This is a genomic window from Streptomyces sp. NPDC004266 (assembly GCF_042874095.1).
Classification (GTDB): Bacteria; Actinomycetota; Actinomycetes; order Streptomycetales; family Streptomycetaceae; genus Streptomyces.
The window spans coordinates 120,061-144,117 of sequence record NZ_JBIAMM010000008.1 but is presented as its reverse complement, the minus strand read 5'-3'; the positions used below and the strand labels follow the sequence as shown (position 1 = coordinate 144,117).

The following is a 24,057-nucleotide window of genomic DNA, read 5'->3' as shown; positions in this document are numbered from 1 at the left end:
AATTCCGCCGACGCGACGGAAAAGCGGTCCCTGTCGAAAGTGTTTCGACAGGGACCGCTCACCTCGTCAACGAATGAACGCCTCGGGTCACCTTTCCGGATCGTCGATTTCGTTCGCCCCGGAGGGCCGGTGGGGATACGTGAGGGCGAACCACGGGAAATGGGCCTGGTTCGTGGACGGGCGGCCGTGGGAGGTGGCGTAGAGGCCGAGCTGGACGCTGGTGAACAGCGGGGTGAGGAAGGTGGCTTCGACAGTGGCCAGGTCCTGCCAGGCGCCGTCGGGCGCCGCGTAGGCGAAAGTGTGGCCGAAGCCGCGGATGCGGACCCCCAGGCGAAGGGGGCCCGGCGGGACGACAGCGCGGGCCAGGACGTCAGGCCCGCGGCGGAGACCGAGTCCGTCCGTGGTGCGAAGGAGGAGGAGATGGGTGTCGTCGTCGATCACGACGGCGAGGCCGGCCTGTTCGTCCGGTGCGGCGGGGACGAAGTGCAGTTCGGTGGAGACGTCGCAGTCGGGCTGTTCCTGGGGGCGGACCAGGAGGGACGGGGCGGTGCGTTCGCCGAGGCGCTCGGGGCGGAGCTGGAGGCGGAGCCCGTCGCCGGTGGTCCAGAACCGCGTGCGTGGGGTGCGCAGGGTGCTCCAGTCGGCGGAGAGGGTGGCGAAGTCGTCGTGGAGGGGGCGGGAAAGGCCGGCGTGGGCGACGGGGGAGAAGGCAGGCAGGTCGTCGTGCCAGGTGACTCGGCTGAGGAAGGTCTCACGGCCCAGGGCGGAACCTGGTCGGACGCCCAGGAGGACGGCCCGCCAGTCGCCGTACGGCGTCTGCACCAGATCGGCGTGTCCGGTGCAGGTGACCGGACCCTTCGGGGCGGGAGGCAGAGCCGGGTTGCCGGGGGCGCCCTCGTAGGGGCCGGTCACACGGTCGGCGCGGGCGGCGACCACGCTGTGGTCCTCGGCGGTGCCGCCCTCGGCGGTGAGCAGGAGGTAGCTGCCGTCGATCTTGTAGAGATGCGGAGCTTCCGACCATCGGGCGCTGGGGTGGCTTCCCGACCACAGGACGTACTCGGGTCCCGTGAGCCGTCGCTCGCGGGGGAGGTATTCGCGCATCCAGATCTCGGTGTGGCCGGCGGCCTCGTCCCGTACGCGGGCGGCGGTGAACCAGGCCCGGCCGTCCCCGTCGTCCGGCCCGTCGTCGAAGAACAGCGACGGGTCGAAGCCCTCGCCCTCCAGCCAGTGCGGCTCCGACCACGGCCCCGCCGGGTCGGTCGCCGTGACGACGAAATGGCCGGGGCCGTCCATCAGCGTGCAGACGAGATGGAAGACCCCGTCATGGTGCCGGATGGTCGGTGCGAACAGGCCCCGGGAAGGCTCGCATCCGTCGAGGTCGAGCTGGGACGGCCGGTCGAGCGCGGAGCCGAGGCGCCGCCAGTTCACGAGATCGCGGCTGTGGAACACCGGAAGGCCCGGGAACCATTCGAAGCTGGACGTCACCAGGTAGTAGTCCGCCCCCACCCGGCAGACGGACGGGTCGGGCCGGAACCCGGGGAGCACGGGATCACCGAACGGCGTGCTCATGAGATCACCGGGACGATCTCGACCGGCACGGACAGCACCCGGTCGACCGCCGGGTGGCGCACGGGGCCGTGCAGGGTGAAGGAGCCCTGGAGCGGAAGATCGCCGCTGGACCGTCCGACGGCCACGCCGATCTCCCCGGGTTCCACTCTTCTGCGCAGGTCGAGTCCGGTGAACGAGGTCCGGTCGGCATGGACGGAGAAGGTGACCCGGGCGGCCGCGCCCGGCTGCAGCTCGACCCTGCCGAATCCGGCGAGCCACTTCTCCGGCCGGACGACGGACGCCTCGGGGTCCGAGAGGTACAGCTGGACCACCTCGGTCCCGGCCACCTCTCCGACGTTGCGCACGGTGACCGAGACGGTGACGACCCCGTCCGTCGAGGCGACGGGATCCACCGAGAGTTCCGAGCAGGTGAAACGGGTCCAGCTCAGCCCGTGTCCGAAGGGGAACAGCGGAGTCGGGTCCACCGAGCTCCAGTCGGTGCGCCCGCCGAGCCTGGAGCGCAGGTAGGTGCCGGGCTGGCCGCCGGCTCGGCGGGGGATGGAGACGGGCAGCCGCCCGGACGGTTCCGCGGCCCCGCTGATGATCCGAGCCAGTGCCGTCCCGCCCTCTTCGCCGGGGAAGAAGGCCTGGACGACGGCCGCCGCGCGCTCGGCCAGCGAGCCGAGCGCGTAGGGCCGCCCCGAGACCACGACCAGGACGGTCGGCACCCCGGAGTCCAGAACGGCGGAGGCGAGCGCGGCCTGGTCACCGGGCAGGTCGAGGGTCTCGGCGTCGCAGCCCTCTCCCGAGGTGCCCCGGCCGAACATGCCGGCCCGGTCCCCGAGCACCAGCACGTTCACCTCCGGATCGTCCGCGGTGACCGTGAACCCGGCAGCGGTGAGCGCTTCGCCGAGCGTCGGGATCTCAAGCCCGGGGTCGCCCGGCAGGGCGACGTGGTTGGGGAAGGAGTAGCAGCCGAGGAAGGACTGGGGGTCGTCGGCGTACGGCCCGCTGATCGCGACCCGGCACGGCCGCAGCGGCAGGATGCCGTCGTTGGCGAGCAGCACGGTGGACCGTTCGGCCAGGAGCCTGGCCAGTGCCCGGTTCTCCGGTGGGTCGAGGTCGACCGCCTCGGGCTTGACGGGTTCCCAGTCGGGGTCGAGCAGACCGAGTTCGGCCTTCTGCAGCAGGACGCGCTCCGCGGCCCGGTCGATGAGCGCTTCGGGAACGCTCCCCGACCGCACGAGTTCGGTCAGCGGCTCGCCGTAGCAGCGGGCCGTGGGCAGCTCGACGTCGATCCCGGCGGTCAACGCCAGCGCGCCGGCCGCGCCGCGCGAGCCGGTGACGCCGTGCCGGGTCTCCAGGAAGGAGACGGCGTAGTAGTCGGCCACGACGACGCCCCTGAAACCGAGTTCCCCCCTGAGCAGCTCGGTCAGCAGCCGTTCATCGGCGGCCGCCGGGACGCCGTCCACGTCGGTGTAGCTGTTCATCACCGACCGGGCGCCTCCCTCGCGCAGTGCCCGCACGAAAGGCTCGACCAGCACGTCGGCGAACTCGCGGGGCCCCGAGGCGACGGGCGCCATGTTCCGGCCGCCGCGCGAGGCCGAGTACCCGGCGAAGTGCTTGAGCGTCGCCACGATGCCGGCGCCTTCCAAGCCCTGCACGTAGGCGGTGCCGATCGCTCCGACGAGATAGGGGTCCTCGCCGATGCACTCCTCGGTCCTGCCCCACCGGTAGTCGCGGACCACGTCGAGCACCGGAGCCAGCCCTTGGTGGACGCCGACCCGCCGCATCCCGGCGCCGATGGCGGCGGCCATCCGGCGCACGAGCCCGGGATCGAAGGACGCGCCCCAGGCCAGCGGCCCGGGGAAGACCGTCGCTCCGGACGTCATGAACCCGGTCAGGCACTCCTCGTGGGCGATCGCCGGGATCCCGAACCGGCCGGCCCCGGTCACCTGCCGCTGGAGCGAGGCGAGCCGCTCCATTCCGGCCTCCGCGGTGATCGGCGCGGTGCCGTACACCCGGGTGAGCTGGCCGAGCCCATGGGCGACGATGTCGTCGAGACCCGGCGCGGACTCACCGGAATCGTCCTCCATGGGCGCGACGGGTGCTCCCGGGTTCGAGGGCAACGCCCAGAACGCGGCGAGTTGCCCCGTCTTCTCCTCCAGCGTCATACGTCTCAGCAGATCGGCGGCACGTACGGAGGCGGGCAGGAGGGGGTCACGCCAGGGCTCGGTCAAGGGGTTCTCCTAGGGACGAGGCGGGGCGGTGGACAGCCGGACCTTGAGTTCGGTCGAGAGCTCCATCCGGGGGCTGACCAGGGGCTGGTCCTCCAGAAGCTGGAACAGTGTGCGGGCGGCGACCCGGCCCATCTCCTCCAGCGGCTGACGCACCGTCGTCAGCGGCGGTGACAGCCAGTCGCACATCGGCAGGTCGTCGAAGCCGACCACGCTGAGGTCCTGAGGGATGCTCAGTCCGGCCTGCCGGGCGGCTTCGTAGACGCCCATCGCCTGCTGGTCGCTCCCGGCGAAGACGGCCGTCGGCGGTTCGGGGAGGGCGAGCAGCTCCTGGGCGCACCGGAATCCGCCCTCGTGCTGGAAGTCGCCGAACCGGATCAGGTCGCGGTCGACCTCGATCCCGGCCCGTTCCAGGGCGGCCCGGTAGCCGTCGATGCGGGCCTGGCTGCAGAGCATCTCCTTGCGTCCGCCGATCGTGGCGATCCGGCGGTGCCCCAGTTCCAGCAGGTGCTCGGTGGCGGCGAGGCCGCCTGCCCAGTTGGTCGCCCCGACGCTCGGCACGCCGTTGCCCGGCAGGTCGATCGGGTCGATGACGACCAGCGCCACCCCGGCCCGTTCGACCTGGGCGCGCTGGGCCTGGGTGACCGAGGCGGTGACGAGGATGACGCCGTCGCTGTGGTGCAGGACCGGCAGTGCGGTCCAACTGGACGGCGTGGCCTCGCCCGGCGGGACGAGCGACACCACGGTGCCGACGCTCCGCCGGGCGCACTCGGCCTCGACGCCGCGCAGTATCTCCACCGCCCACGCGCTGTCCAGACCGCCGATGATCAGGTCGACGAGACCCGATCTGCGGGCTCTGCCCTGCCGGCCGGGTGGGAGGTAGTTGTGCGCTTGCAGCAGGCCCTCGATCCGTTCGCGTGTCGAGGGAGCGACATCGGAGCGGCCGTTGATCACCTTGGACACGGTGGCCTGGGAAACCCCTGCCTCCGCGGCGATGACGGCCAGGGTCGGGCGCTGCTCGCTCAACTTCTCTCCTCTGCACGGATGCCTTCGACCGCGATAGGTATCGCAAACTTTCGATGAGTTTCTGGGCGGCCCGACCTGCTTGTCAACCCCGTGAACAGCCGCTGCCCGTAGATAAATTGACGCGAGGTCTTGACCGGGAAGGCTCACGTTCCTAGTTTGTGGCAACGCGGAATTCGAGAGTATTTCGAAAAATTTTCGGGCACGTATCGGCGCTCCTCACCCCCGGAGGTCCCATGGCCAGCACCCTCCCGAGCCGACGAAGCTTCCTGGCACTCGCGGGCTTGACCGCACTGTCCGTCTCCATGACCGCGGCCTGTGGGGCCGACGGGTCGGGCGGCAGACCGTCCGCCGACGGCAAGGTGACGTTCGAGTGGTGGAACATCGCCACGACGGAACCGGGCAAGTCCCTCTTCCCGCAGATCTCCTCGGCGTTCACGACCGCCCACCCGAACATCGCGATCCACACGACCTCGTTGGAGAACGAGGCGTTCAAGTCCAAGCTGACCGCCACCACCTCCTCGGGCAGGCTCCCCGACGTCTTCCAGACCTGGGGCGGCGGCGTGCTCCAGCAGCAGGTGGACGCGGGGCTGGTCGAGGACCTCACCGACCTCCTCGACTGGTCGTCCGACCTCACCCCCGTCTCGCTGCAGGCCTACCGGTTCGGGGGCCGGACCTACGGGGTGCCCTACGACATCGGCATGGTCGGCTTCTGGTACAACAAGAAGCTCTTCGCCAAGGCCGGGATCACCACCCCGCCGGCCACCTGGGCCGAGTTCCTCGACGACGTCAGGAAGCTCAAGGCGGCGGGCGTCACCCCGATCGCGCTCGCCGGCAAGGAGAAGTGGCCCGGCCACTACTACTGGGCCTACCTCGCGATGCGCGTCGCGGGCTTGCCCGCCCTGCAGAAGGCCGCGACCACCAAGGACTTCACCGGTGCGGGCTTCGTCCAGGCGGGCGTCCACCTCAAGCAGCTCGTCGACCTCCAGCCGTTCCAGCCGGGCTTCCTCGGCGCCGGCTACGCCACCCCGGGCGGCCAGGCCGCGACCATGGGCAACGGCAAGGCCGCCATGGAGCTGATGGGGCAGTGGGGACCGTCGGTGCAGAAGGACGCGGGCGCCGACCTCGGAGCGGACCTGGGCTTCTTCCCCTTCCCGACGGTCGACGGCGGGGTCGGGCAGGTCACCGAGGTGTTCGGCGGCGGCGGTGGCTTCGCGCTGCGCAAGGGCGCCCCGAAGGAGGCCCTGGACTTCCTGAAGTTCTTCGTCCTGGAGAACGAGTCCGAGCTGCTGGCCTCCAACGGCTACCTGCCGGTGGTCAAGGGCGCCGAGAAGCAGCTCACCGACGCCAACAAGAAGGTGGTGGCCGAGAGCCTGGTCGAGGCGACGGGCTTCCAGCTCTTCCTCGACCAGGCGTACCCGCCGGCGGTCGGCCAGGAGGTCAACGACAGCGTCGCCGACCTCATGGCGGGCAAGAAGACGCCCGAGCAGGTCACCGCCTCGATCACCGAGGCTGCGAAGAGTGCCTAGCTCCGTGTCCACCCTGACAGAGGAGCGGACGGAGGAGGCCGTGCCGGCGCCCCCGCCACTCCGGGCCCCGTCGCGCCTGCGCGGGTGGGGAGACTGGGCGTCGGTCGCCTGGTTCCTCGTCCCGGCCCTGGTCCTCTTCCTCGTCTTCGTCCTCGCCCCGATCGTCGTCGCCGTCTGGACCGGCTTCTTCAAATGGGGCGGGATCGGCCCCATGGACGACTTCGTCGGCTTCGCGAACTACACCAAGCTCTTCGACGACCAGGTCTTCCTCGGCGACCTGGGGCGCGGTCTGTACCTGATCGTCCTGTCGATCACGGTGCAGCTGCCGTTCGCCCTGTTCACCGCGGTCCTGCTCAACCAGAGGCTCCGTGGACGGGCCGTCTACCGGATGCTGTTCTTCGCGCCGTACGTCCTCTCCGAGGTGGTCACGGCGGTCCTCTTCACGATGATCTTCCTGCCCGGCGCCGGCATGGCCGACCACCTCGCCGGCCTCCTGGGCCTGGAGGGGTTGCAGGGCAAGTGGCTCGCCGATCCCTCGACGGTCATGCCGACCCTGTTCGTCGTCATGATCTGGAAGTACTTCGGCTTCCACATGATGCTCTTCCTCGCCGGGCTGCAGGGCATCCCGTCCGAGATCCTCGAAGCAGCCTCCATCGACGGCGCCGGCGCCTGGCAGCGCTTCCGGTACGTGACCCTGCCGCTGCTCGGCCCGACGATCCGGATCAGCGTCTTCCTTTCCGTCATCGGGTCCGTCCAGCTCTTCGACCTCGTCTGGGTCATGACCGCGGGCGGGCCCAACCACTCCTCCGAGACGATGGCGATCGCGATGTTCCAGTTCGGGTTCAAGCGGTACCAGGTCGGCTACGCCAGCGCGATCAGCGTGGTGCTGTTCATGATCAGTCTGGTCTTCTCCCTCTTCTACCAGCGTTACGTGCTCCGCCGTGACCTGAGCGGGGCCGTCACCTCGGGAGGCGACCGATGAACGCCCGCGGCACGGCACGCGGCCTTTCGCTGCACGCCGTGGTCTGGCTGATCGCCGCGTTCGTCGCCGTACCGCTGCTCTACGCGGTGATCTCCGGTCTCAAGAGCACCGCGGAACTGACGAACAACCCGTTCGGGCTGCCGGAGCAGTGGAAGATCGCCAACTACACCGGAATTCTCGGCGACGGCATGTTCTGGCGGCAGATCGCCAACAGCGCGGGCATCGCGATCGGGACGACGGTCTGCACGGTGGTGGCCTCCGCGATGGCGGCGTTCGTCCTGGCCCGGTATGCCTTCCGGGGCCGGGAGCTGTTCTACACGCTCTTCACGATCGGGCTGATGTTCCCGTTCGCCGTGGCCGTCCTGCCGCTCTTCCTCATGCTGCGCACCTTCGGCCTGCTCGACAACCCGCTCGGAGTGATCCTCCCGCAGGCGGCTTTCGGGCTCCCCATGACGATCGTGATCCTGCGCGGTTTCTTCCGGACCGTCCCGGCGGAGATCGAGGAGGCCGCGACCATGGACGGCTGCGGCAAGTTCCGCTTCTTCTGGCAGATCCTGCTGCCGATGGCGCGTCCGGCGCTCGGCACGGTCTCGGTGCTTGCGGTCGTCGCGAGCTGGAACAACTTCTTCCTGCCCCTGCTGGTGTTCAACGACCCGAAATGGCAGACGATCCCGGTCGGCGTCCAGCAGTTCCAGGGCCAGTACTCGACCGACTACGCGCTCGTCCTCGCCTACATCGTGCTCGCGATGGTCCCCGCCCTCGCCTTCTACGCGGTCGCCGAGCGCCAGCTGATCGGTGGCCTCACCGCGGGCGCCACCAAGGGCTGACCCGCCCCGCGTGACCTCCACCCCCGAGGAGATCCTGTGAAACGCCTGACCGCCCTGACGGCCGTCATGATGTTAGCGCTCACATCGCAAGCCGCCGCCGACCCCGCGCCGCCCGCCGCCGACCCCGCCCGCCCCGCCATCGACTTCCGGGCCGGACTCCAGCCCATCGACGGATTCGGCTTCTCCATGGCCTTCCAGCGGGCCGACCTGCTGCACGGCGCGCGCGGCCTCAGCCCTGCCAAGCGGCGCGAGGTGCTCGACCTGCTGCTCAGCAAGGACAAGGGCGCGGGCCTGTCGATCCTGCGCCTGGGCATCGGATCGTCGACCGACCGGGTCTACGACCACATGCCGACGATTCTGCCGGCCGATCCGGGCGGACCGGACGCCACACCGGAGTACGTCTGGGACGTCTGGGACGGCGGCCAGGTCTGGCTCGCCAAGGAGGCCAAGGCGTACGGCGTCGAACGGTTCTACGCCGACGCCTGGAGCGCGCCGGCCTTCATGAAGACCAACGGCAGCGAGAACGACGGCGGCGAGCTGCTTCCCGCCTGGCGCCAGGCGTACGCGAACTACCTCGTCCAGTACGCCAAGTTCTACGAGCGGGAAGGCATCGACATCACCGACCTCGGGTTCACCAACGAACCCGACTGGACGGCGACCTACGCCTCGATGCGCTTCACCCCGCGGCAGGCCGTCGACTTCCTCAAGGTGCTCGGGCCGACCGTCCGCGCGTCCGGACTGAAGACCGGGGTGGTCTGCTGCGACGCCGCGGGCTGGGACCGGCAGGTCGCCTTCACCGAGGCCATCGAGGCGGACCCGGAGGCCGACAAGGCCGTCCGGACCGTCACCGGCCACCGCTACAGCGGTCCGACCACGGTCCCGCAGCCGACCGACAAGCACGTGTGGATGTCGGAGTGGTCGCCGGACGGCACCACCTGGAACGAGCACTGGGACGACGGCAGCGGCTACGACGGTCTCACCGTCGCGGCCGACATCCAGAACACCCTGACCGTCGGCAACGCCAACGCCTACGTCTACTGGACCGGGGCGTCCCTCGGCGCGACCCGGGGGCTCATCCGGCTCGCCGACCCCGGCGACGGCTACCGGGTGTCCAAGCGGTACTGGGCACTGGCCGCCTTCAGCCGGTTCATCCGCCCCGGCGCCGTCCGCGTGCCGGTCACCGACGCCGACCCGGCACTGCGCATCACGGCCTTCCGCAACACCGACGGCAGTCGCGTCATCGAGATCCTCAACACCGCGACCACCGAGAAGTCCGCCGAGTTCGCCCTCCGCGGCGGACACGACCGGCACCCCGACGGCTACGTCACCGACGAGACCCGCTCGATCACCCCGGCCGACGTCGTCTCCACGCAGGGCACGACCCTCACGGCCACGCTCGCCCCGCGCGCGCTGACCACGATCGTCCTCGACTGAACCGCCAAGCACCGGAGGAGTCATCCATGCCCGTGTCCCGGCACCTCATCGCCCTGTCCGCCGCCGTCTGCCTGGCGGCCGGCCTCGCCGCCGCGCCCGCGACCGCCGAGCCCCGCCCCAGGACGCTCGCCGAACTGGCCGAGAAGCACCACAAGTACTTCGGCTCGGCCACCGACAACCCCGAGTTCACCGACGCCGCCTACCTGAAGCTCCTCGGCAGCGAGTTCGGGCAGACCACCCCCGGCAACGCCATGAAGTGGGAGACCACGGAACCCAGGCGCGGCGTCTTCGACTTCACCGCCGCCGAAGAGGTCATGGCCTTCGCCGAGGACCACCACCAGAAGGTCCGCGGCCACACCCTCGTCTGGCACAACCAGCTCCCCGCCTGGCTCACCGAGCGCGGCTGGACCGCCGGCGAACTGCGCGCCGTCCTCAAGAACCACATCCAGACGGAGGTCCGGCACTTCAAGGGCCGGGTGATCCACTGGGACGTCGTCAACGAGGCGTTCAACGAGGACGGCACCTACCGCGAGACGCTCTTCTACAAGACCCTCGGCCCCGGCTACATCGCCGACGCCCTGCGCTGGGCCCACGAGATCGACCCGCACGCCAAGCTGTACCTCAACGACTACAACGTCGACGGCGTCAACGCCAAGAGTGACGCCTACTACAAGCTCATCAGGCAGCTGAAGGCCGACGGCGTCCCGGTGGAGGGCTTCGGCCTTCAGGGCCACCTGGCACTCCAGTACGGCTTCCCCGCCGGAGTCCAGGAGAACATCCAGCGCTTCGCCGACCTCGGGGTCGACGTCGCGATCACCGAGCTCGACATCCGGATGCGGCTCCCGGCGACTCCCGAGAAGCTCGCCACCCAGGCCGCCTGGTACGCCGACTACGTCAAGGCCTGCCTGGCGGTCAGGAAATGCGTCGGCGTCACCATCTGGGACTACACGGACAAGTACTCGTGGATCCCCGGAGTCTTCCCCGAGGAGGGCGCCGCACTGCCCTACGACGAGAACCTCCAGCCCAAGCCCGCCTACCACGCCATCAGGAAGGTGCTCGGCGGATGATCAGGACGGCGATCGTCGGAACGGGCGGGATCGCCGGCGTCTGCCACGTCCCCGCCCTCCGGGCACAGGCGCACCGGGCGGAGATCGTGGCGGCCGTCGACGTGGACATCGCGCGCGCCGAGGCGTTCGCGGCCGAGCACGGCATCCCCGCGGTCCACACCGATCTGCGCACGATGCTCGACGAACAGCGCCCGGACGTCGTGCACCTGTGCACGCCGCCGTTCCTGCACGCCGAACAGGCCGTGGCCTGCCTGGAGTCGGGCGCGTGGGTGTGGTGCGAGAAGCCGGTGGCCCTGTCGCTGGCCGAGTTCGACCGGATCCGGGCCGCCGAGGGGACCGCCGTCGCGGGCGCGGTGTTCCAGCACCGGTACGGCTCGGGGGCCCGGTACCTCCGAGACCGGATCGCGGCCGGGGCCCTGGGCCGTCCGCTGGTCGCGCAGTGCGTCACGGCGTGGTACCGCGACGACGCCTACTACGAGGTGCCCTGGCGCGGCACCTGGCGGAGCGAGGGTGGTGGCCCGACGCTGGGCCACGGCATCCACCAGATGGACCTCATGCTCGACGTGCTCGGCCCGTGGACCGAGGTGCGCGCGATGGCCGGCCGCCTCGACCGCGCCGTCCAGACCGAGGACGTGTCCGCGGCCCTGGTCCGGTTCGGGAACGGAGCCATCGCGACGGTCGTCAACAGCGTCCTCTCCCCGCGCGAGGAGAGCTACCTGCGCTTCGACCTCGCCGACGCCACGGTCGAGCTGCGGCACCTGTACGGCTACTCCAACGCGGACTGGACGTTCACCGCCGGGTCGCCCCACGCGAAGTGGGAGCCACCGGACGACCTGCCCAGCTCGCACACCGCCCAGCTCGCGGACTTCCTCGACGGCTACGAGGCGGGGATCCGGCCGGACCTCGGCAGAGCCACCATGGAACTCGTCACCGCCCTGTACAAGGCCGCGATCACCGGCCTGCCGGTGCGGCGCGGGGAGATCGACGCGGCCGACCCCTTCTACGGCTCGCTCCACGGGGGACGGCCGGAGGTGTTCCGATGACGTTCGAACTCCACGGGAGCGAGGACTCGCTGACCGTCCGGGCCCGCGACGTCGACCTCTTCCGCTATGTGCACCGGCCGGTCATGGACCCCTTCGAGGCACCGAAGCCCTATCTGCATCCGGTGCGCACGCTCGCCGGCGACGTGGTCACCGGATACCGGCCGCACGACCACCGCTGGCACAAGGGCATCCAGTTCACGGCGTCATGGGTGTCGGGCCAGAACTTCTGGGGCGGCGGCACCTACCTGCGCGGCCGGGGCTACGTCGACCTGCCGAACCTCGGCACGATGCGCAGCCTCACCGTGTCCGCCGAGACGGACCACGACCGCGCCGTCCTCACCGAGGACCTCGCCTGGTGCACGATGGCGGGGGAGCACTGGATCGACGAACGCCGCACGCTGACCGCACGCGACGTCGAGACCGACTCCTGGACCCTGGAGGTCACCACCGCGCTCACCAACGTCCTCGACACCCCCCTGATGTTCGGGAGCCCCGGCACGCAGGGCAGAGAACTCGCCGGATACTCCGGCCTCTTCTGGCGCGGCCCGCGCGACTTCACCGGCGGCGAGGTGATCGGCCCCGCGATGGGCGAGCGGGGCGACTGGCTGGCCTTCGTCGGCACGCACGACGAGGTCGACCGCTCCTCCACGCTGCTGTTCCTCGATGATCCGGAAGCCCCCTGCCACTGGTTCGTCCGCAGCGAGCCCCTCCCCGCCGTCAACCCGTCCCTGGCATTCGACAAGGAACTGCCGCTGCCCCCGGGCGACACCCTGTCGCGCCGCTACCGGATCGTCGTGGCCGACGGCGCGTGGACCCCCGCGCGCCTGGCCCGCCACGTAGAGGAACACCCGTGGTGACCCCGCTCCCCGGCAGCGTGGGCATCTCCAGCCTGACCGTGTACGACTGGGAGGCCGCCGACGGGCTGTGCGGGGGGACGCCCCACATGCACCTCGTCTGCTCCGAGGCGTACGTCGTCATCGACGGCGAGGGCAGCGTCCAGACCCTCACCGCTTCCGGCTTCGCCGACACCCCGCTGCGCCCCGGCGACGTCGTCTGGTTCACCCCCGGCACGATCCACCGTCTCGTCAACGCCGGCGGCCTGCGCCTCGTGGTGCTCATGCAGAACAGCGGACTCCCCGAGGCGGGCGACGCCGTCTTCACCTTTCCCGCCCCCGTGCTGGCCGATCCTGAGGCCTACCGGGAGGCGGCCGACCTGACCGGCGACCGCGCGGCGGCGGCGCGCCGCCGCCGCGACCTGGCACTCGAAGGCTTCCTGGCCCTGCGCGAAGGCGGGCTACGAGAGTTCCACACCGCGGCCCACCGCCTGAAGAGCGAGCTGCTCGACGCCTGGTGGATCCGCTGGCGTGACGGCCCGCTGGCGGCGACCCTCACGACCGGCTGCCAACTGGACGCGCTGAAGAGCGGGGACCTCTCCCACCTCGAGCGCGGCGCATTGTCGCGACTGGAGCGCCCGGAGGACCCGATCTTCGGCATGTGCGGTCTCCTCCACCCCTATCCCGTCCCCGTCCCCCCGACGCGTCCGCCGAGCGGTTCGCCGGGGTCCTCTCACCTCCGTCCCCCGAAGGAGCTCTCCTGATGAGATTTCGCCGTCCACCCCTGGTCCTGGGTCTCGTCCTCGCGGTCCTGTCCTCCTTGCTGCTCGGAGCCACTCTCCTCGGTGCCCCGCCCGCCGCAGCGGCGACCGTCGACACCAACGCCTGGTACGTGCTGGTCAACCGCAACAGCGGCAAGGCCCTGGACGTCTACAACCTGGCGACCGGCGACGGCGCCCGCATCACCCAGTGGACCAGGAACGACCAGAACCAGCAGCAGTGGCAGTTCGTCGCCTCCGGCGACGGCTACTACCGCGTCAAGTCCCGCCACTCCGGCAAGGTCCTGGACGTCCGGAACGGGTCCACCGCCAACGGCGCCCCGGTCGTCCAGTGGACCGACCTGAACGGCACCGGCCAGCAGTGGCGGCCGGCCGACAGCGCGGACGGCTACGTGCGGTTCATCGCCCGCCACAGCGACAAGGCCCTCGAAGTACAGGGCGCCTCCACCGCCGACGGCGCGAACATCGTCCAGTACGACGACTGGGGCGGCGCCAACCAGCAGTGGCAGCTCGTCAAGGTCGCCGGCGGCACCCCCGGCACCTGCGCCCTCCCCTCGACGTACCGCTGGTCGTCGACGGGCGCGCTGGCGCAGCCCAAGGCGGGGTGGGCCTCGCTCAAGGACTTCACCGTCGCCCCCTACAACGGCAGGCAGCTCGTCTACGCGACGACGCACGGCACCACGGGAACGGGAGCCGGCTGGGGGTCGATGAACTTCACCCCGTTCACCGACTGGCCGGAGATGGCCTCGGCCGGCCAGAACACGATGTCGAGTTCCGCCGTCGCGCCCACGCTCTTCTACTTCGCGCCGAAGAACATCTGGGTGCTCGCCTACCAGTGGGGCAGGACCGCCTTCTCCTACCGGACGTCGACCGACCCCACCAACCCGAACGGCTGGTCGGCGGAGCAGGAACTCTTCTCCGGAAGCATCGCCGACTCCGGAACCGGGCCCATCGACCAGACGCTCATCGCCGACGGCACGAACATGTACCTGTTCTTCGCCGGCGACAACGGCAGGATCTACCGGGCGAGCATGCCGATCGGGAACTTCCCGGGCAGTTTCGGCTCGTCGTACACGACGGTCATGAGCGACACGGTGAAGAACCTGTTCGAAGCCCCGCAGGTCTACAAGCTCCGGGGCCAGGACCGCTACCTCATGATCGTCGAGGCGGACGGTGCGCAGGGCCGGTACTTCCGTTCGTTCACGGCCACCAGCCTGAACGGTTCCTGGACACCCCAGGCCGCGACCGAGAGCAACCCCTTCGCCGGCAAGGCCAACAGCGGCGCCACCTGGACCGACGACATCAGCCACGGCGAACTGATCCGCACCGGCGCCGACCAGACCTTCACGGTCGATCCCTGCAACCTGCGGTTCCTCTACCAGGGACGCGCCCCCGGCTCGGGCGGCGACTACGGCCAGTGGCCCTACCGGCCGGGTCTGCTGACCCTGCAGCGCTGACGAGGTGACACCGGTCCGGCTCCGACGCGGAAGATCCCCTTCGTGGTGGGGGCCGGCCGGAGAGCGGCGCCGGGCGGACGGCCCGGGTCAGGCGAGACCGAGCAGGGCGCGGACCCGGTCGTGCGGGAGGGCCGGTGTGCGGTGTCCCCGACGGCCGGTCATGGGCTCGTTGGCGACCAGGGCGTTGAGCACCGCTTCCTCGACGCACTGCACGGCCGCCTCGTAGAAGGGATCGATCCGGCCCCACGGGACGAAGCGGAGGTTGTCGTAGTCCTCCTCGGTCGGCTCCCCCTCGGGGAAGGCGCTGTTCAGGGCACCGGCGTTGGCGGTGGAGAAGGCGAGGAAGATGTCGCCGGAGAAGTGGCCGCCGCTGGTGCCGGTGCGGGCCAGGCCGAGGGCGGCGCGGCGGGCGAGGGCCTTGCACTGGCCGGGGAGGAGGGGCGCGTCGGTGCCGAGGAGGACGATGACGGAACCCGCCCCGCCCGGTACGCGGCCGGGCGTGCCTCCCAGGTCCCGCTGGAACCAGTCGTCGTCCTCCAGCGGGTTGTCGTCGAGCAGGGAGCGGCCCACTGGTGCGCCGGCGATGACGAGTTCGCGCCGGTCGCCGAAGTTGGCCTGGACGAGGGCGCCGACGGTCCATGTGTCCGGTCCGTACTCGACGACACGGGAGGAGGTTCCCGAACCGCCCTTGAAGCCGTAGCAGTTCATGCCGGTGCCGCCGCCGACCGAGCCCTCCTCCAGCGGACCGGAGGCTGCCGCGTCGATGGCGGCGACGGCGTGTTCGGGGCGGACGTGGCGGCCGTTGATGTCGTTGAGGTAGCCGTCCCAGGTCTCGGCGACCACGGGGAGCATCCACTGCGCGGCGAGCCGCGGACGGTTCTCGGCGACCCACTGGTCCACGCCGGTGTGGACCGCCCCGACGGCGTGGGTGTTGGTGAGCGCGATCGGCAGGTCGAAGCCGCCGGACTCCTCGATCCAGGTGGTGCCGGTCATCTCGCCGTTGCCGTTGAGCGAGTACCAGCCGGCCGCGCAGGGCGTGCCGACCCCCTCACGGCCTCTCGGGAGCAGGGCGGTGACGCCGGTGCGTACGCCTTCGCCCTCGATCAGGGTGACGTGTCCGACCTCGATGCCGCTGACGTCCGTGATGGCGTTCCAGGGCCCGGGGGTGCCGTCGAGCGGGATGCCGAGGGCGCGCGCCCGGGGACGGCCGGAGGGGGTGTGGTGGGCGGGGACGGCCTCGGTGGCGCTGAGGGGCATGATGCGGGGTTCTCCGTGTGACTAGGGGGTTCTCGGGCGTCGGAGGGGCCGAAGGAGGCGGCCAGATCATTAAATCGAAATTTAAGAACCCTCCCTCCAGGCTGTCAACAGATGACACCCGCTGTTTTAATGGGGGTGAGATGCGGTGAGGTGCGGCCGTACGGGCGAGGAGGCAGTGGCGTGGGGCGCGGCGGAGGCAGGGGCAAGGAAGCCCGCATGGCGGAGCTGGCCGAGGCGGTGGAGCGGGCGCTCCTCGCGCGCGGGCTGGAATCCCTCCGGCTCCGGGACGTCGCGGAGGAAGCGGGCGTCACCCCTGCCGCGCTGCTGTACTACGGGGATCTGGACGCCCTGGTCCACGAGACGTACCAGCGGGCCATCGAGCGCTTCGCGCGCCAACGCGAGGAGGCCGTCGAGGTTCACCCGGACGCGCGTGACCGGCTGCGCGCCTGCATCGACAAGGGGGTGGCGACGGGTCCGGACGACACGCTCACGCGGCTGCTGTTCGAGTACTGGCCGCGCTGCCTGCGTGACGTCAAGGCCGCCACGCTCGACAGCTCCCTGACCGAGCGCCAGATCGCGATCTACTACGGCATCCTGCTGCTCGGCCAGGCGCAGGGACACTTCACCCTCCAGGACCCGCCGCTGCAGCTCGCGGCCACTTTCCTCGCCCTGGAGGACGGCTTCCAGATGGAGGTCCTCGCGGGCCGCCGCTCCCGCGCCCAGGTGATCGCCGCCATGAACGCCTACGTCCGGGCGGTCACCGGCTGGACGCCCTGAAGCCGGCTCGGCACCGTCACGCCGCACGCCGCACGCCGCACGCCGCACGCCGCACGCCGCACGCCGCACGCCGCACGCCGATCCGGCGGCACGCCGGCGACCCTGCCGCCGGTCGCCCCGCCCCCGTGCGGCGAGCGCCCGTGCGCGGTCACCGCGTCCGGAGTCAGGTCGTTCGGACGCAGGCCGCCACCCCCTGGAGCGCCTGCCGGACTTCCGGTCGGGTGAGCGCGTCGAGATCGCCGCGGTGGAGCACGGCCTGTCGGCGTCGCTCCCGCTTCCGCGCTCCCGTCGCTCGAGGTGCGGTGGATCGCAGCCGCCCGGCGGCTCTCCGTATGTGTGTTTAACAACAGGGCTTCTGCTCTTGACGGGGAAGCGACCGGCTTCTTAAATCCCGTTTTAACAAACGCGTCTCACGTGAGGAGCCTCCGCCGTGACGCTCGACTCGAATGACACCGCTGCCGGACCGAGAGCCGGCACCTCCCCCGGCCCCGTCGACAAGGGGCTGCGCAGCGGCAGCGTGGGTCTGCTCGGGGTGGTCGCCCTCGGGCTCTCCTCCACCGCCCCGGCCTACTCCATCGCCGTCACGCTCGGCCTGGTCACCATGACCGTGGGGCACCTCGCTCCCGCCGCGCTGCTGATCGGTTTCGTGCCGATCCTGCTGACGGCGTTCGCCTTCCGCGAGCTCAACCGGGACATGCCGGACTGCGGCACCACCTTCGTGTGGAACACCCGGGCCTTCGGCCCCTGGACGGGCTGGCTCGTCGGCAGCTGGGTGCCCACCGTGGCCACGCTCTTCGCCATGACCGCGCTCGCTCAGGTCAGCGCCACCTACCTGCTCTCCGTCCTCGGCCTCGACGGCCTGGCCGGCAGCGACGCCGCCGTGACCGTCACGGGTCTGCTCCTGCTCGCCGGCGCGACCGCACTGGCCCGCCGGGGGCTGCGGATCGCCACCGGCATCCAGTACGCGCTGCTCGGACTGCAGCTCGTGGCGCTGTTCGGGCTCGGCTTCGCGGCCCTCGCCCGGCCCGGCGCCGCCACGCCCTCGCTGTCCTGGCTCGACCCCTTCGCCTTCGACGGCGCCGGTCCGTTCGCCGAGGCGGTGCTGCTGTGCCTCTTCATCTACTGGGGCTGGGACGCGCTGATCACCGCGAACGAGGAGAGCAGCGACGCCGACCGTGTCCCCGGTCGAGCCGTGCTGATCTCCACCTCCGTCCTCCTCGTCACCTACCTGTTCACCGCGTTCGCCGCGGTCGGCTACGCCGGAACCGGCACCACCGGCATCGGCCTCGGCAACCCCGCCAACGCCACGGACTTCCTGGCGGCCCTCGCTCCGCCGCTGCTCGGGAAGGCGCTGGCGACCGCCGTCCAACTCGCCGTCTGCGTCAGCGCCCTGTCCGCGATGCTCACCAGTCTGGTCGGCAGCGGCCGCGGCTTTCTGTCGATGACCACCCACGGAGCCCTGCCGAGGATGTTCGCGCGGATCCACCCCCGCCATCGGACACCCACGGTCGGTACCGTCTTCTTCGGCGCCGCCACCGCCGTGACCCTGGTGGTCCTCAAGCTCGCCTCGCCGCGCTTCCTGGGCGACGCCATCCTGTGCGTCGGCCTGCTGATCGCCTGCTACTACGGCGCCACCGCCTTCGCCTGCGTCTGGCACTTCCGCCACCGTCTGCGCGACTCCGCACGCGACCTGCTGTTCAAGGGCGTTCTTCCGGCGCTCGGCGGACTGATGATGCTCGCCGCGCTCGTCCGCAGCGCCTACGACACGATCGACCCCGACTACGGCAGCACCTCCTTCCACGGCGTCGGCGGCGTCTTCCTCCTCGGCGTCGGCGCCGTGGCCCTCGGGGTCCTCGTCGTCCTGCTCATCCGCGCCGACTTCCCCCGCTTCTTCCGCGAGGGCGAAGCATCCGTCGCCCCGCCGACCCCCACCGACTCCGCCCGGAACGAAAGCTGATCCCGCCGATGCGTACCCTGGCCGTCGCCGCCGTCCAGACCGCCCCCGTCCCGTACGACCTGGAAGCCACCTGGTCCCGGTTCGCCCACCAGGTGAGGACCGTCCGCGAACTCTTCCCGCACGTCCGACTCGTCGTCGTGCCCGAACTGTTCCTCGCCGCGGAGGGTCCCCTGCTCGCCGAGCACACCGAGAACTGGATGGAGAAGACCGCGGTCTCCGTTCCCGGACCGCTCACCGACCGCCTCGCCGGCCTGGCGAGGGAGACCGGGCTGTGGCTCGTACCGGGCACGGTGTTCGAGCGCGCGGCCGACGGCGCCCTCTACAACACCGCACTCGCGATCTCACCCGAGGGCGACGTCGCCGCCGCCTACCGGAAGGTCTTCCCCTGGCAGCCGTACGAACGGGCCACGCCCGGGAACCGCTTCACCGTCTTCGAGGTCCCCGGGGTCGGCCGCGTGGGTCTGGCCATCTGTTACGACGGGTCCTTCCCCGAGACCGTGCGCCAGCTCGCCTGGCTCGGCGCCGAGGTCGTCATCCAGCCCACCCTGACCACCACCCGCGACCGTGAGATGGAACTGGTCTGCGCCCGCGCCAACGCCTGGACCAACCAGCTCTACGTCGTCAACGTCAACGCCTCCGACCCGGCCGGCGTCGGTTCCAGCCTGATCGTCGACCCCGAAGGCACCGTCCGCCAGCAGGCGGGAGGGGGAGAGGAGGTCCTCGTCGACGTCCTCGACCTCGACGCCGTCACCCGCGTCCGCCAGTACGGCTCCGCGGGTGTCAACCGCCCCTGGAGCCAGCTCGCCCGTTACGGATCGACCATCGAACTGCCCATGTACGGCGGCACGTTCCGCACGCCCGACTGGCTCGAGGAGACGGAAGGGCGCTGAGCGGGGACCCGCCGGGCGCGGTCCCCGGTGGGTCTCCCACCGGTGCCGCCCGCCCCGCCTCCGCCCTGAGGCGGGCGGCACCGGACCCCGCACGGGCGTCTTCACCTCTTCGTCTTCACCTCTTCGGCTCGATCCCGACGCGCCCGTCGATCACCCGCCCGCTGTTCGCCCGAACGGTCCCTCCGCGTTGCCTACGGCCACGTGGGCGCCTCGGATGGAAGCGGTGAGAACGAGACCGCCGCCCCGGCGAGCGTCGGCCCGATGAACAGGAGCGCACCCCCATGTACGTTCGCACCATCTACGCCATCGGTGATCCCGCCAAGGTCGACGCGTGTGTGGACGCGCTCCGCGAGGAGGCCCCCAGGGCGTTGGCCGGCCAGTCCGGGTACCGGGGCTTCGCGCTGTTCACCGACCGCGAGCTCGGCAAGATCCTCACCGGTTCCTGGTGGGAGAGCGAAGAGGCGCTGCGGAACAGCGACGACCAGCTCAAGGAGCGGCGCGTGGCGATGCTGGCGCCGTTCGCCAACACCATGACGGTCGACAGCTGGGAGGCAGCGGTGTTCACTCCTCCCGCGCAGGTCGCACCCGGCGCGGGCTTCCGCCTGACCCGCTTCGAGGTCGACCCGTCCGGCGCCGACCTGCTGGTGGAGACGTTCCGGGGCGCCACGCTGCCCCGGGTGCGGGCCATCGAGGGCTTCGAGACCGCGGCGATGCTCCTCGACCGGGCCAGGGGCCGGGGCAGCGTGGGTGTGGTGTATGCCGATCAGGCCGCGCTGGCGGCCTCCCGCGGCAGGCAGTCGGCGGCCCGCGGCGAGGCGGTCGCGAAGACGGGGGTGTCCATCTGCGGCCTTGAGGAGTTCGAGGTGGTCACGCTCGAACGCCAGTAGGCGGTCTCCGCGGGGGCGGGTGGCGGGGTACGGCGCGGATCCGAGCGGTGCGCCGGCCTCCGGCGTAAGGTCGGGGGTGTGCAGCCGATCGACACCCCCGGCGCACCGGCCCCGCCCGCAGCACTCCGGCCCGCCGCGCCGCCGTCGTCGCTGTCGCCGTCGCGGGCGGGCGACTTCATGCGGTGCCCGCTGCTCTACCGGCTCCGGGTGATCGACCGGCTGCCGGAGAAGCCGAACGCGGCGGCGGCTCGGGGCGTGCTGGTGCACGCCGTGCTGGAGCGGCTCTTCGACCTCCCTGCGGCGGAGCGCACGGCCGCCCGGGCCCGGGCCATGGTGGCGGGCGAGTGGGAGCGGCTGCTGGCGGCGCGGCCGGAGTTCGCGGAGTTGTTCGCGCGGGAGGGCGGGGCGCCCGCCGCGGAACGGGTCGCGGAGTGGCTGGCCACGGCGGAGCAGCTGGTCGACCGGTGGTTCACCCTGGAGGACCCGGCCCGGCTGGAGCCCGCGGAGCGCGAGTTGTTCGTCAGGACCACGCTGGACTCCGGGCTGAGGCTGCGCGGGATCATCGACCGGGTGGACGTGGCGCCGACCGGCGAGGTGCGGATCGTCGACTACAAGACCGGCCGGGCGCCCCCGCCCGAGTACGCGGCGGAGGCGCTGTTCCAGCTGAAGTTCTACGCCCTGGTGCTGTGGCGGCTGCGTGGCACCGTGCCCCGCAGCCTGCGGCTGGTCTACCTGGGCAGCGGGGACGTGCTCACCTACGACCCGGCGGAGGCCGATCTGCGGGCCGTGGAACGCAAGCTGCTGGCGTTGTGGGAAGCGATCGAGCGGGCGACGCGGACGGGCGACTGGCCCCCGAGCCCGAGCCGACTGTGCGATTGGTGCCCCCATCGGGCACTGTGCCCGGCCTGGGGCGGCACCCCGCCGCCTTATCCCCTGCCCGTCGCCACGGACGCGGCCGCGGGGGAGGGCGAGCGCCCGGCCGCTGAGGCCGACTGAGGCCGGGGGAGTCCGGCACCGCACATATGCGGGAGGGCATTGTACGCCTCCTTGCTGACATTTCACCCTTTCCGGTATTTTTCTCACGGAAAAGGGTGGATTGTTCCCTCTGGGGCGCCTAGCGTGGGTGCAGACAGTAATTCGAATACATATTCGATCCGAGGACGGCTGCGCGGGAGCACGTCCTGCCGGACGAGGACCGTGTCCCCTGCCGGCCAGGCCCACCCGGAACCGCCGTCGCAGACGCCAGGAGAACGGCGTGAACCTCACCTTCACCACCGCCACCAAGGAACAGGCCAAGGCCCGCATCGCGCTCGCCGGACCCACCGGCTCGGGCAAGACGTACACCGCCCTGGTCACCGCCACCGGGCTCGGCGAGCGGGTCGCCCTGATCGACACCGAGCACGGCAGCGCCGCCAAGTACGCCGACGAGTTCGCCTTCGACACCCTCCCGCTCACGACGTTCCAGCCCACCACCCTCGTCGACGCGCTCGCGGTGGCCGCCCACGAGGGCTACGACGTCATGATCGTCGACTCCCTGAGCCACTTCTGGTCCGGCACCGGCGGGATGCTGGAGCAGGTCGACAACGCGGCCAAGCGCCTCGGGGCGGGCGGCAGCTTCGCCGGCTGGAAGGAGGCCCGCCCCCAGGAGAGGGCGATGATCGACGCCCTGCTCGCCTACCCCGGGCACCTCATCGTCACCATGCGCACCAAGACCGAGTACGTCGTGGAGGCCGACGAACGCGGCCGCAAGGTGCCGCGCAAGATCGGACTCAAGCCCGAGCAACGGGAGGGCATCGAGTACGAATTCGACATCGTCGGCGATCTCGACCACGAGAACACCCTGGTGATCTCCAAGTCCCGGGCCAAGCCGCTGTCCGGGACCGTGCTCCACAGGCCGGGCCCGGAGTTCGCCGAGGCCGTCCTCGACTGGCTGGAGGCCGGCAAGCCCGCCCTCTCCGTCGCCGACTGCGTCACGGCGGCCACCGCGCCGGGCGCCGGCCACGAGGAGCTGCGCGCCCTGTACGAAGAGGCCCGCCGGCACAACCTGCTCGGCGCCGCCGTCCTGGACGCCGGCGGGGAGACCTGCACCCTCGGCCAGCTGATCGTGCGCCACGGCACCGCGGCGGCGAGGAACAGGGTCGCCGAGGACGTCGAGTCCGGGGCCGGGAGCAGGCAGGAGGACGGGGCCGAGCGGAAGGGCAGGGCCGCATGAGCCTCAAGGAGCACGCCACCCGGGTGGCCGCACTCCGGGTGCTGCGCGACGCCGTCGACGCCGCGTACCAGACCGAGCGCCACGAGGTCCTCGAGGAGCTGCGCGCGGCCCGCGCCGAGCTGAACCTGAAATCGGTCCGGGTGGCCCTGCCGGACGACACACCGGTCGCCACCCTCACCCTCGTCGACCCCAGGCCGACGGTCGTGGTCGCCGACGAGGAGGCCTTCACCGCCTGGGTGGCCGACAACCACCCCGGCGAGGTGGAGAGGCTGGTCCGGGTGCGCCCCGGCTGGCAGCGGCACTTCCTCGCCCGGCTGACCTGCCTCGATCCGGTCGCCGACCCGTACACCGGTGAGGCGATTCCGGGGCTGGGCGTGCTGTCGGCCCCCGAACCGCGGTCGTTCAGCCTGCGCCCCCTGCCCGGCGGACGGGAACGGATCGCCCGCGCCCTGTACACCGGCACGCTCGACCTGCGCCGCCTGCTTCCCCTCGAAGGTGGCGAGGATCCATGACCGCTGTCGTCGCCCACCCCGACCGGGACGCGCTCGGCACGGTGTGGTTCCTGGTCTCCCAAGCCGGTCACCTCGATTGCGGCCGCTGGACGTTCGAGGACGACAAGCGGCTGCGGTGCGCCTGCGGGGCCGTCCTGTACGTGTACCAGCAGCCGGTGGATGCGGCGGGAAGCGGCGCACCGGCGTCCGCCGGACCGTTCCCCCGCGGAAGGGAAGAGCGAATGCTGCCGGCCGAGACGGCCCAGCTCGTCGCCCTGGTCGCGGCGATGTGCCCGTCGATGCACCTGGAGGACACCACGACGGACGCCTGGCACCTCCTGCTCGCCGACCTGGACGTCGCCGATGTGCGGGCGGCCGTGACCAGGCTGGGCAGGCAGCGGTCCCGTATCGCCGCCGCCGACATCCGCGCCGAGGTGCGCGCGATCCGGGAGGAGCGGCTCGCCCGCAACCCGCTGCCGCTCCCGGACAGCGACCCCGACGACCCGCGCCGTTACCGTGCGGAACTCCTCGAGCTGGTGACCGCGATCGCCTCGGGGCAGCGAGTCGAGCACATACCCGCCGCCCCGGCCGGTCAGCCCCCTCACCCCACCAGCTCCAGGCGCGACCCGCGCGCCCGCTCCCTCCGCGTGCCCTGTCCCTGGTGCGGGGCCGCCGTAGGCCGTCCCTGCGTCGTTCCCCGGCTCGGAACCCCGCTGAGGAGGGCCCCCGCCCACCAGGCACGGCTCCTCGCGGCCGGGCTCGCCGAGCCCGGGCCGAGGCGGGAGGGGGAGGCGGGGCGAGCCCGATGATCACCACCCGTCCCACGA

The 24,057-nt window shown here is 71.3% G+C and carries 21 protein-coding genes; 17 read left to right on the top strand and 4 right to left on the bottom strand.

Annotation, left to right across the window (positions count from 1 at the left end; genetic code table 11):
* Positions 1-87: 87 nt before the first annotated feature.
* The 3 genes from ACFYUZ_RS20675 to ACFYUZ_RS20665 are packed head-to-tail and all read right to left on the bottom strand — an operon-like array spanning position 88 to position 4,811.
* Positions 88-1,569 (bottom strand): glycoside hydrolase family 43 protein, encoded by a 1,482-nt coding sequence (locus ACFYUZ_RS20675; RefSeq protein WP_389311253.1) that lies wholly within the window; start codon positions 1,567-1,569, stop codon positions 88-90.
* Positions 1,566-3,788, bottom strand: coding sequence for a glycoside hydrolase family 3 N-terminal domain-containing protein (locus tag ACFYUZ_RS20670; RefSeq protein WP_389311251.1), 2,223 nt, complete (start codon positions 3,786-3,788; stop codon positions 1,566-1,568). The genes ACFYUZ_RS20675 and ACFYUZ_RS20670 overlap by 4 nt, the downstream gene beginning before the upstream one ends.
* Positions 3,789-3,797: 9 nt before the next feature.
* Positions 3,798-4,811, bottom strand: a complete 1,014-nt coding sequence (locus ACFYUZ_RS20665) for a LacI family DNA-binding transcriptional regulator (protein ID WP_389311249.1) — start codon at positions 4,809-4,811, stop codon at positions 3,798-3,800.
* Positions 4,812-5,044: 233 nt separating this feature from the next.
* On the opposite strand from ACFYUZ_RS20665, the gene ACFYUZ_RS20660 reads away from it, so the two are divergent.
* Genes ACFYUZ_RS20660 through ACFYUZ_RS20620 form a run of 9 tightly spaced genes read left to right on the top strand, consistent with a single transcriptional unit; the run spans position 5,045 to position 14,759 of the window.
* Positions 5,045-6,337, top strand: coding sequence for an extracellular solute-binding protein (locus tag ACFYUZ_RS20660; protein WP_389311247.1), 1,293 nt, complete (start codon positions 5,045-5,047; stop codon positions 6,335-6,337).
* Entirely contained in the window at positions 6,330-7,319 is a 990-nt protein-coding gene (locus ACFYUZ_RS20655) for a carbohydrate ABC transporter permease (protein ID WP_389311245.1), read from the top strand. The genes ACFYUZ_RS20660 and ACFYUZ_RS20655 overlap by 8 nt, the downstream gene beginning before the upstream one ends.
* Positions 7,316-8,146 carry a carbohydrate ABC transporter permease gene (locus tag ACFYUZ_RS20650; RefSeq protein ID WP_389311243.1) on the top strand — a complete coding sequence of 277 codons (831 nt, stop codon included), beginning with the start codon at positions 7,316-7,318 and terminating at the stop codon, positions 8,144-8,146. Before ACFYUZ_RS20655 ends, ACFYUZ_RS20650 begins: the two co-directional genes overlap by 4 nt.
* A gap of 36 nt (positions 8,147-8,182) precedes the next feature.
* Positions 8,183-9,580: a glycoside hydrolase gene (locus ACFYUZ_RS20645; protein ID WP_389311241.1), complete on the top strand. Its 1,398-nt coding sequence runs from the start codon at positions 8,183-8,185 to the stop codon at positions 9,578-9,580.
* A gap of 26 nt (positions 9,581-9,606) precedes the next feature.
* A complete protein-coding gene (locus tag ACFYUZ_RS20640; RefSeq protein WP_389311239.1) occupies positions 9,607-10,647 on the top strand; it encodes an endo-1,4-beta-xylanase in 1,041 nt (346 codons plus the stop codon).
* A complete protein-coding gene (locus ACFYUZ_RS20635; protein ID WP_389311237.1) occupies positions 10,644-11,690 on the top strand; it encodes a Gfo/Idh/MocA family protein in 1,047 nt (348 codons plus the stop codon). The genes ACFYUZ_RS20640 and ACFYUZ_RS20635 overlap by 4 nt, the downstream gene beginning before the upstream one ends.
* A complete protein-coding gene (locus ACFYUZ_RS20630) occupies positions 11,687-12,547 on the top strand; it encodes a PmoA family protein (protein WP_389311235.1) in 861 nt (286 codons plus the stop codon). Before ACFYUZ_RS20635 ends, ACFYUZ_RS20630 begins: the two co-directional genes overlap by 4 nt.
* A complete protein-coding gene (locus ACFYUZ_RS20625) occupies positions 12,544-13,287 on the top strand; it encodes a cupin domain-containing protein (protein WP_389311656.1) in 744 nt (247 codons plus the stop codon). The genes ACFYUZ_RS20630 and ACFYUZ_RS20625 overlap by 4 nt, the downstream gene beginning before the upstream one ends.
* Entirely contained in the window at positions 13,287-14,759 is a 1,473-nt protein-coding gene (locus ACFYUZ_RS20620) for a non-reducing end alpha-L-arabinofuranosidase family hydrolase (RefSeq protein WP_389311234.1), read from the top strand. The genes ACFYUZ_RS20625 and ACFYUZ_RS20620 overlap by 1 nt, the downstream gene beginning before the upstream one ends.
* Before the next feature lie 87 nt (positions 14,760-14,846).
* Here ACFYUZ_RS20620 and ACFYUZ_RS20615 read toward each other — a convergent pair whose 3' ends face one another.
* Entirely contained in the window at positions 14,847-16,016 is a 1,170-nt protein-coding gene (locus ACFYUZ_RS20615) for a P1 family peptidase (protein WP_389311232.1), read from the bottom strand.
* 216 nt (positions 16,017-16,232) lie between these two features.
* Between ACFYUZ_RS20615 and ACFYUZ_RS20610 the strand changes: the two genes are divergently transcribed.
* The 8 genes from ACFYUZ_RS20610 to ACFYUZ_RS20575 all read left to right on the top strand — a co-directional run bounded on the left by ACFYUZ_RS20610 (position 16,233) and on the right by ACFYUZ_RS20575 (position 24,039).
* The gene (locus ACFYUZ_RS20610) at positions 16,233-16,793 is read left to right on the top strand and encodes a TetR/AcrR family transcriptional regulator (RefSeq protein WP_389311230.1); all 561 of its coding nucleotides are present in this window, start codon (positions 16,233-16,235) and stop codon (positions 16,791-16,793) included.
* 430 nt (positions 16,794-17,223) lie between these two features.
* Positions 17,224-18,750 carry an APC family permease gene (locus ACFYUZ_RS20605; protein ID WP_389311228.1) on the top strand — a complete coding sequence of 509 codons (1,527 nt, stop codon included), beginning with the start codon at positions 17,224-17,226 and terminating at the stop codon, positions 18,748-18,750.
* An 8-nt stretch (positions 18,751-18,758) separates the two neighbouring features.
* A complete protein-coding gene (locus ACFYUZ_RS20600; protein WP_389311226.1) occupies positions 18,759-19,640 on the top strand; it encodes a carbon-nitrogen hydrolase family protein in 882 nt (293 codons plus the stop codon).
* 281 nt (positions 19,641-19,921) lie between these two features.
* On the top strand, positions 19,922-20,527 hold the full coding sequence (locus tag ACFYUZ_RS20595; protein ID WP_389311224.1) for an antibiotic biosynthesis monooxygenase: 606 nt from the start codon (positions 19,922-19,924) through the stop codon (positions 20,525-20,527).
* 78 nt (positions 20,528-20,605) lie between these two features.
* Positions 20,606-21,523 carry a RecB family exonuclease gene (locus ACFYUZ_RS20590; protein ID WP_389311222.1) on the top strand — a complete coding sequence of 306 codons (918 nt, stop codon included), beginning with the start codon at positions 20,606-20,608 and terminating at the stop codon, positions 21,521-21,523.
* Positions 21,524-21,782: 259 nt separating this feature from the next.
* A complete protein-coding gene (locus tag ACFYUZ_RS20585; RefSeq protein WP_389311220.1) occupies positions 21,783-22,739 on the top strand; it encodes an ATP-binding protein in 957 nt (318 codons plus the stop codon).
* Positions 22,736-23,251, top strand: coding sequence for a hypothetical protein (locus ACFYUZ_RS20580; RefSeq protein WP_389311218.1), 516 nt, complete (start codon positions 22,736-22,738; stop codon positions 23,249-23,251). The genes ACFYUZ_RS20585 and ACFYUZ_RS20580 overlap by 4 nt, the downstream gene beginning before the upstream one ends.
* Positions 23,248-24,039 carry a hypothetical protein gene (locus ACFYUZ_RS20575; protein WP_389311216.1) on the top strand — a complete coding sequence of 264 codons (792 nt, stop codon included), beginning with the start codon at positions 23,248-23,250 and terminating at the stop codon, positions 24,037-24,039. Before ACFYUZ_RS20580 ends, ACFYUZ_RS20575 begins: the two co-directional genes overlap by 4 nt.
* Positions 24,040-24,057 lie beyond the last annotated feature (18 nt).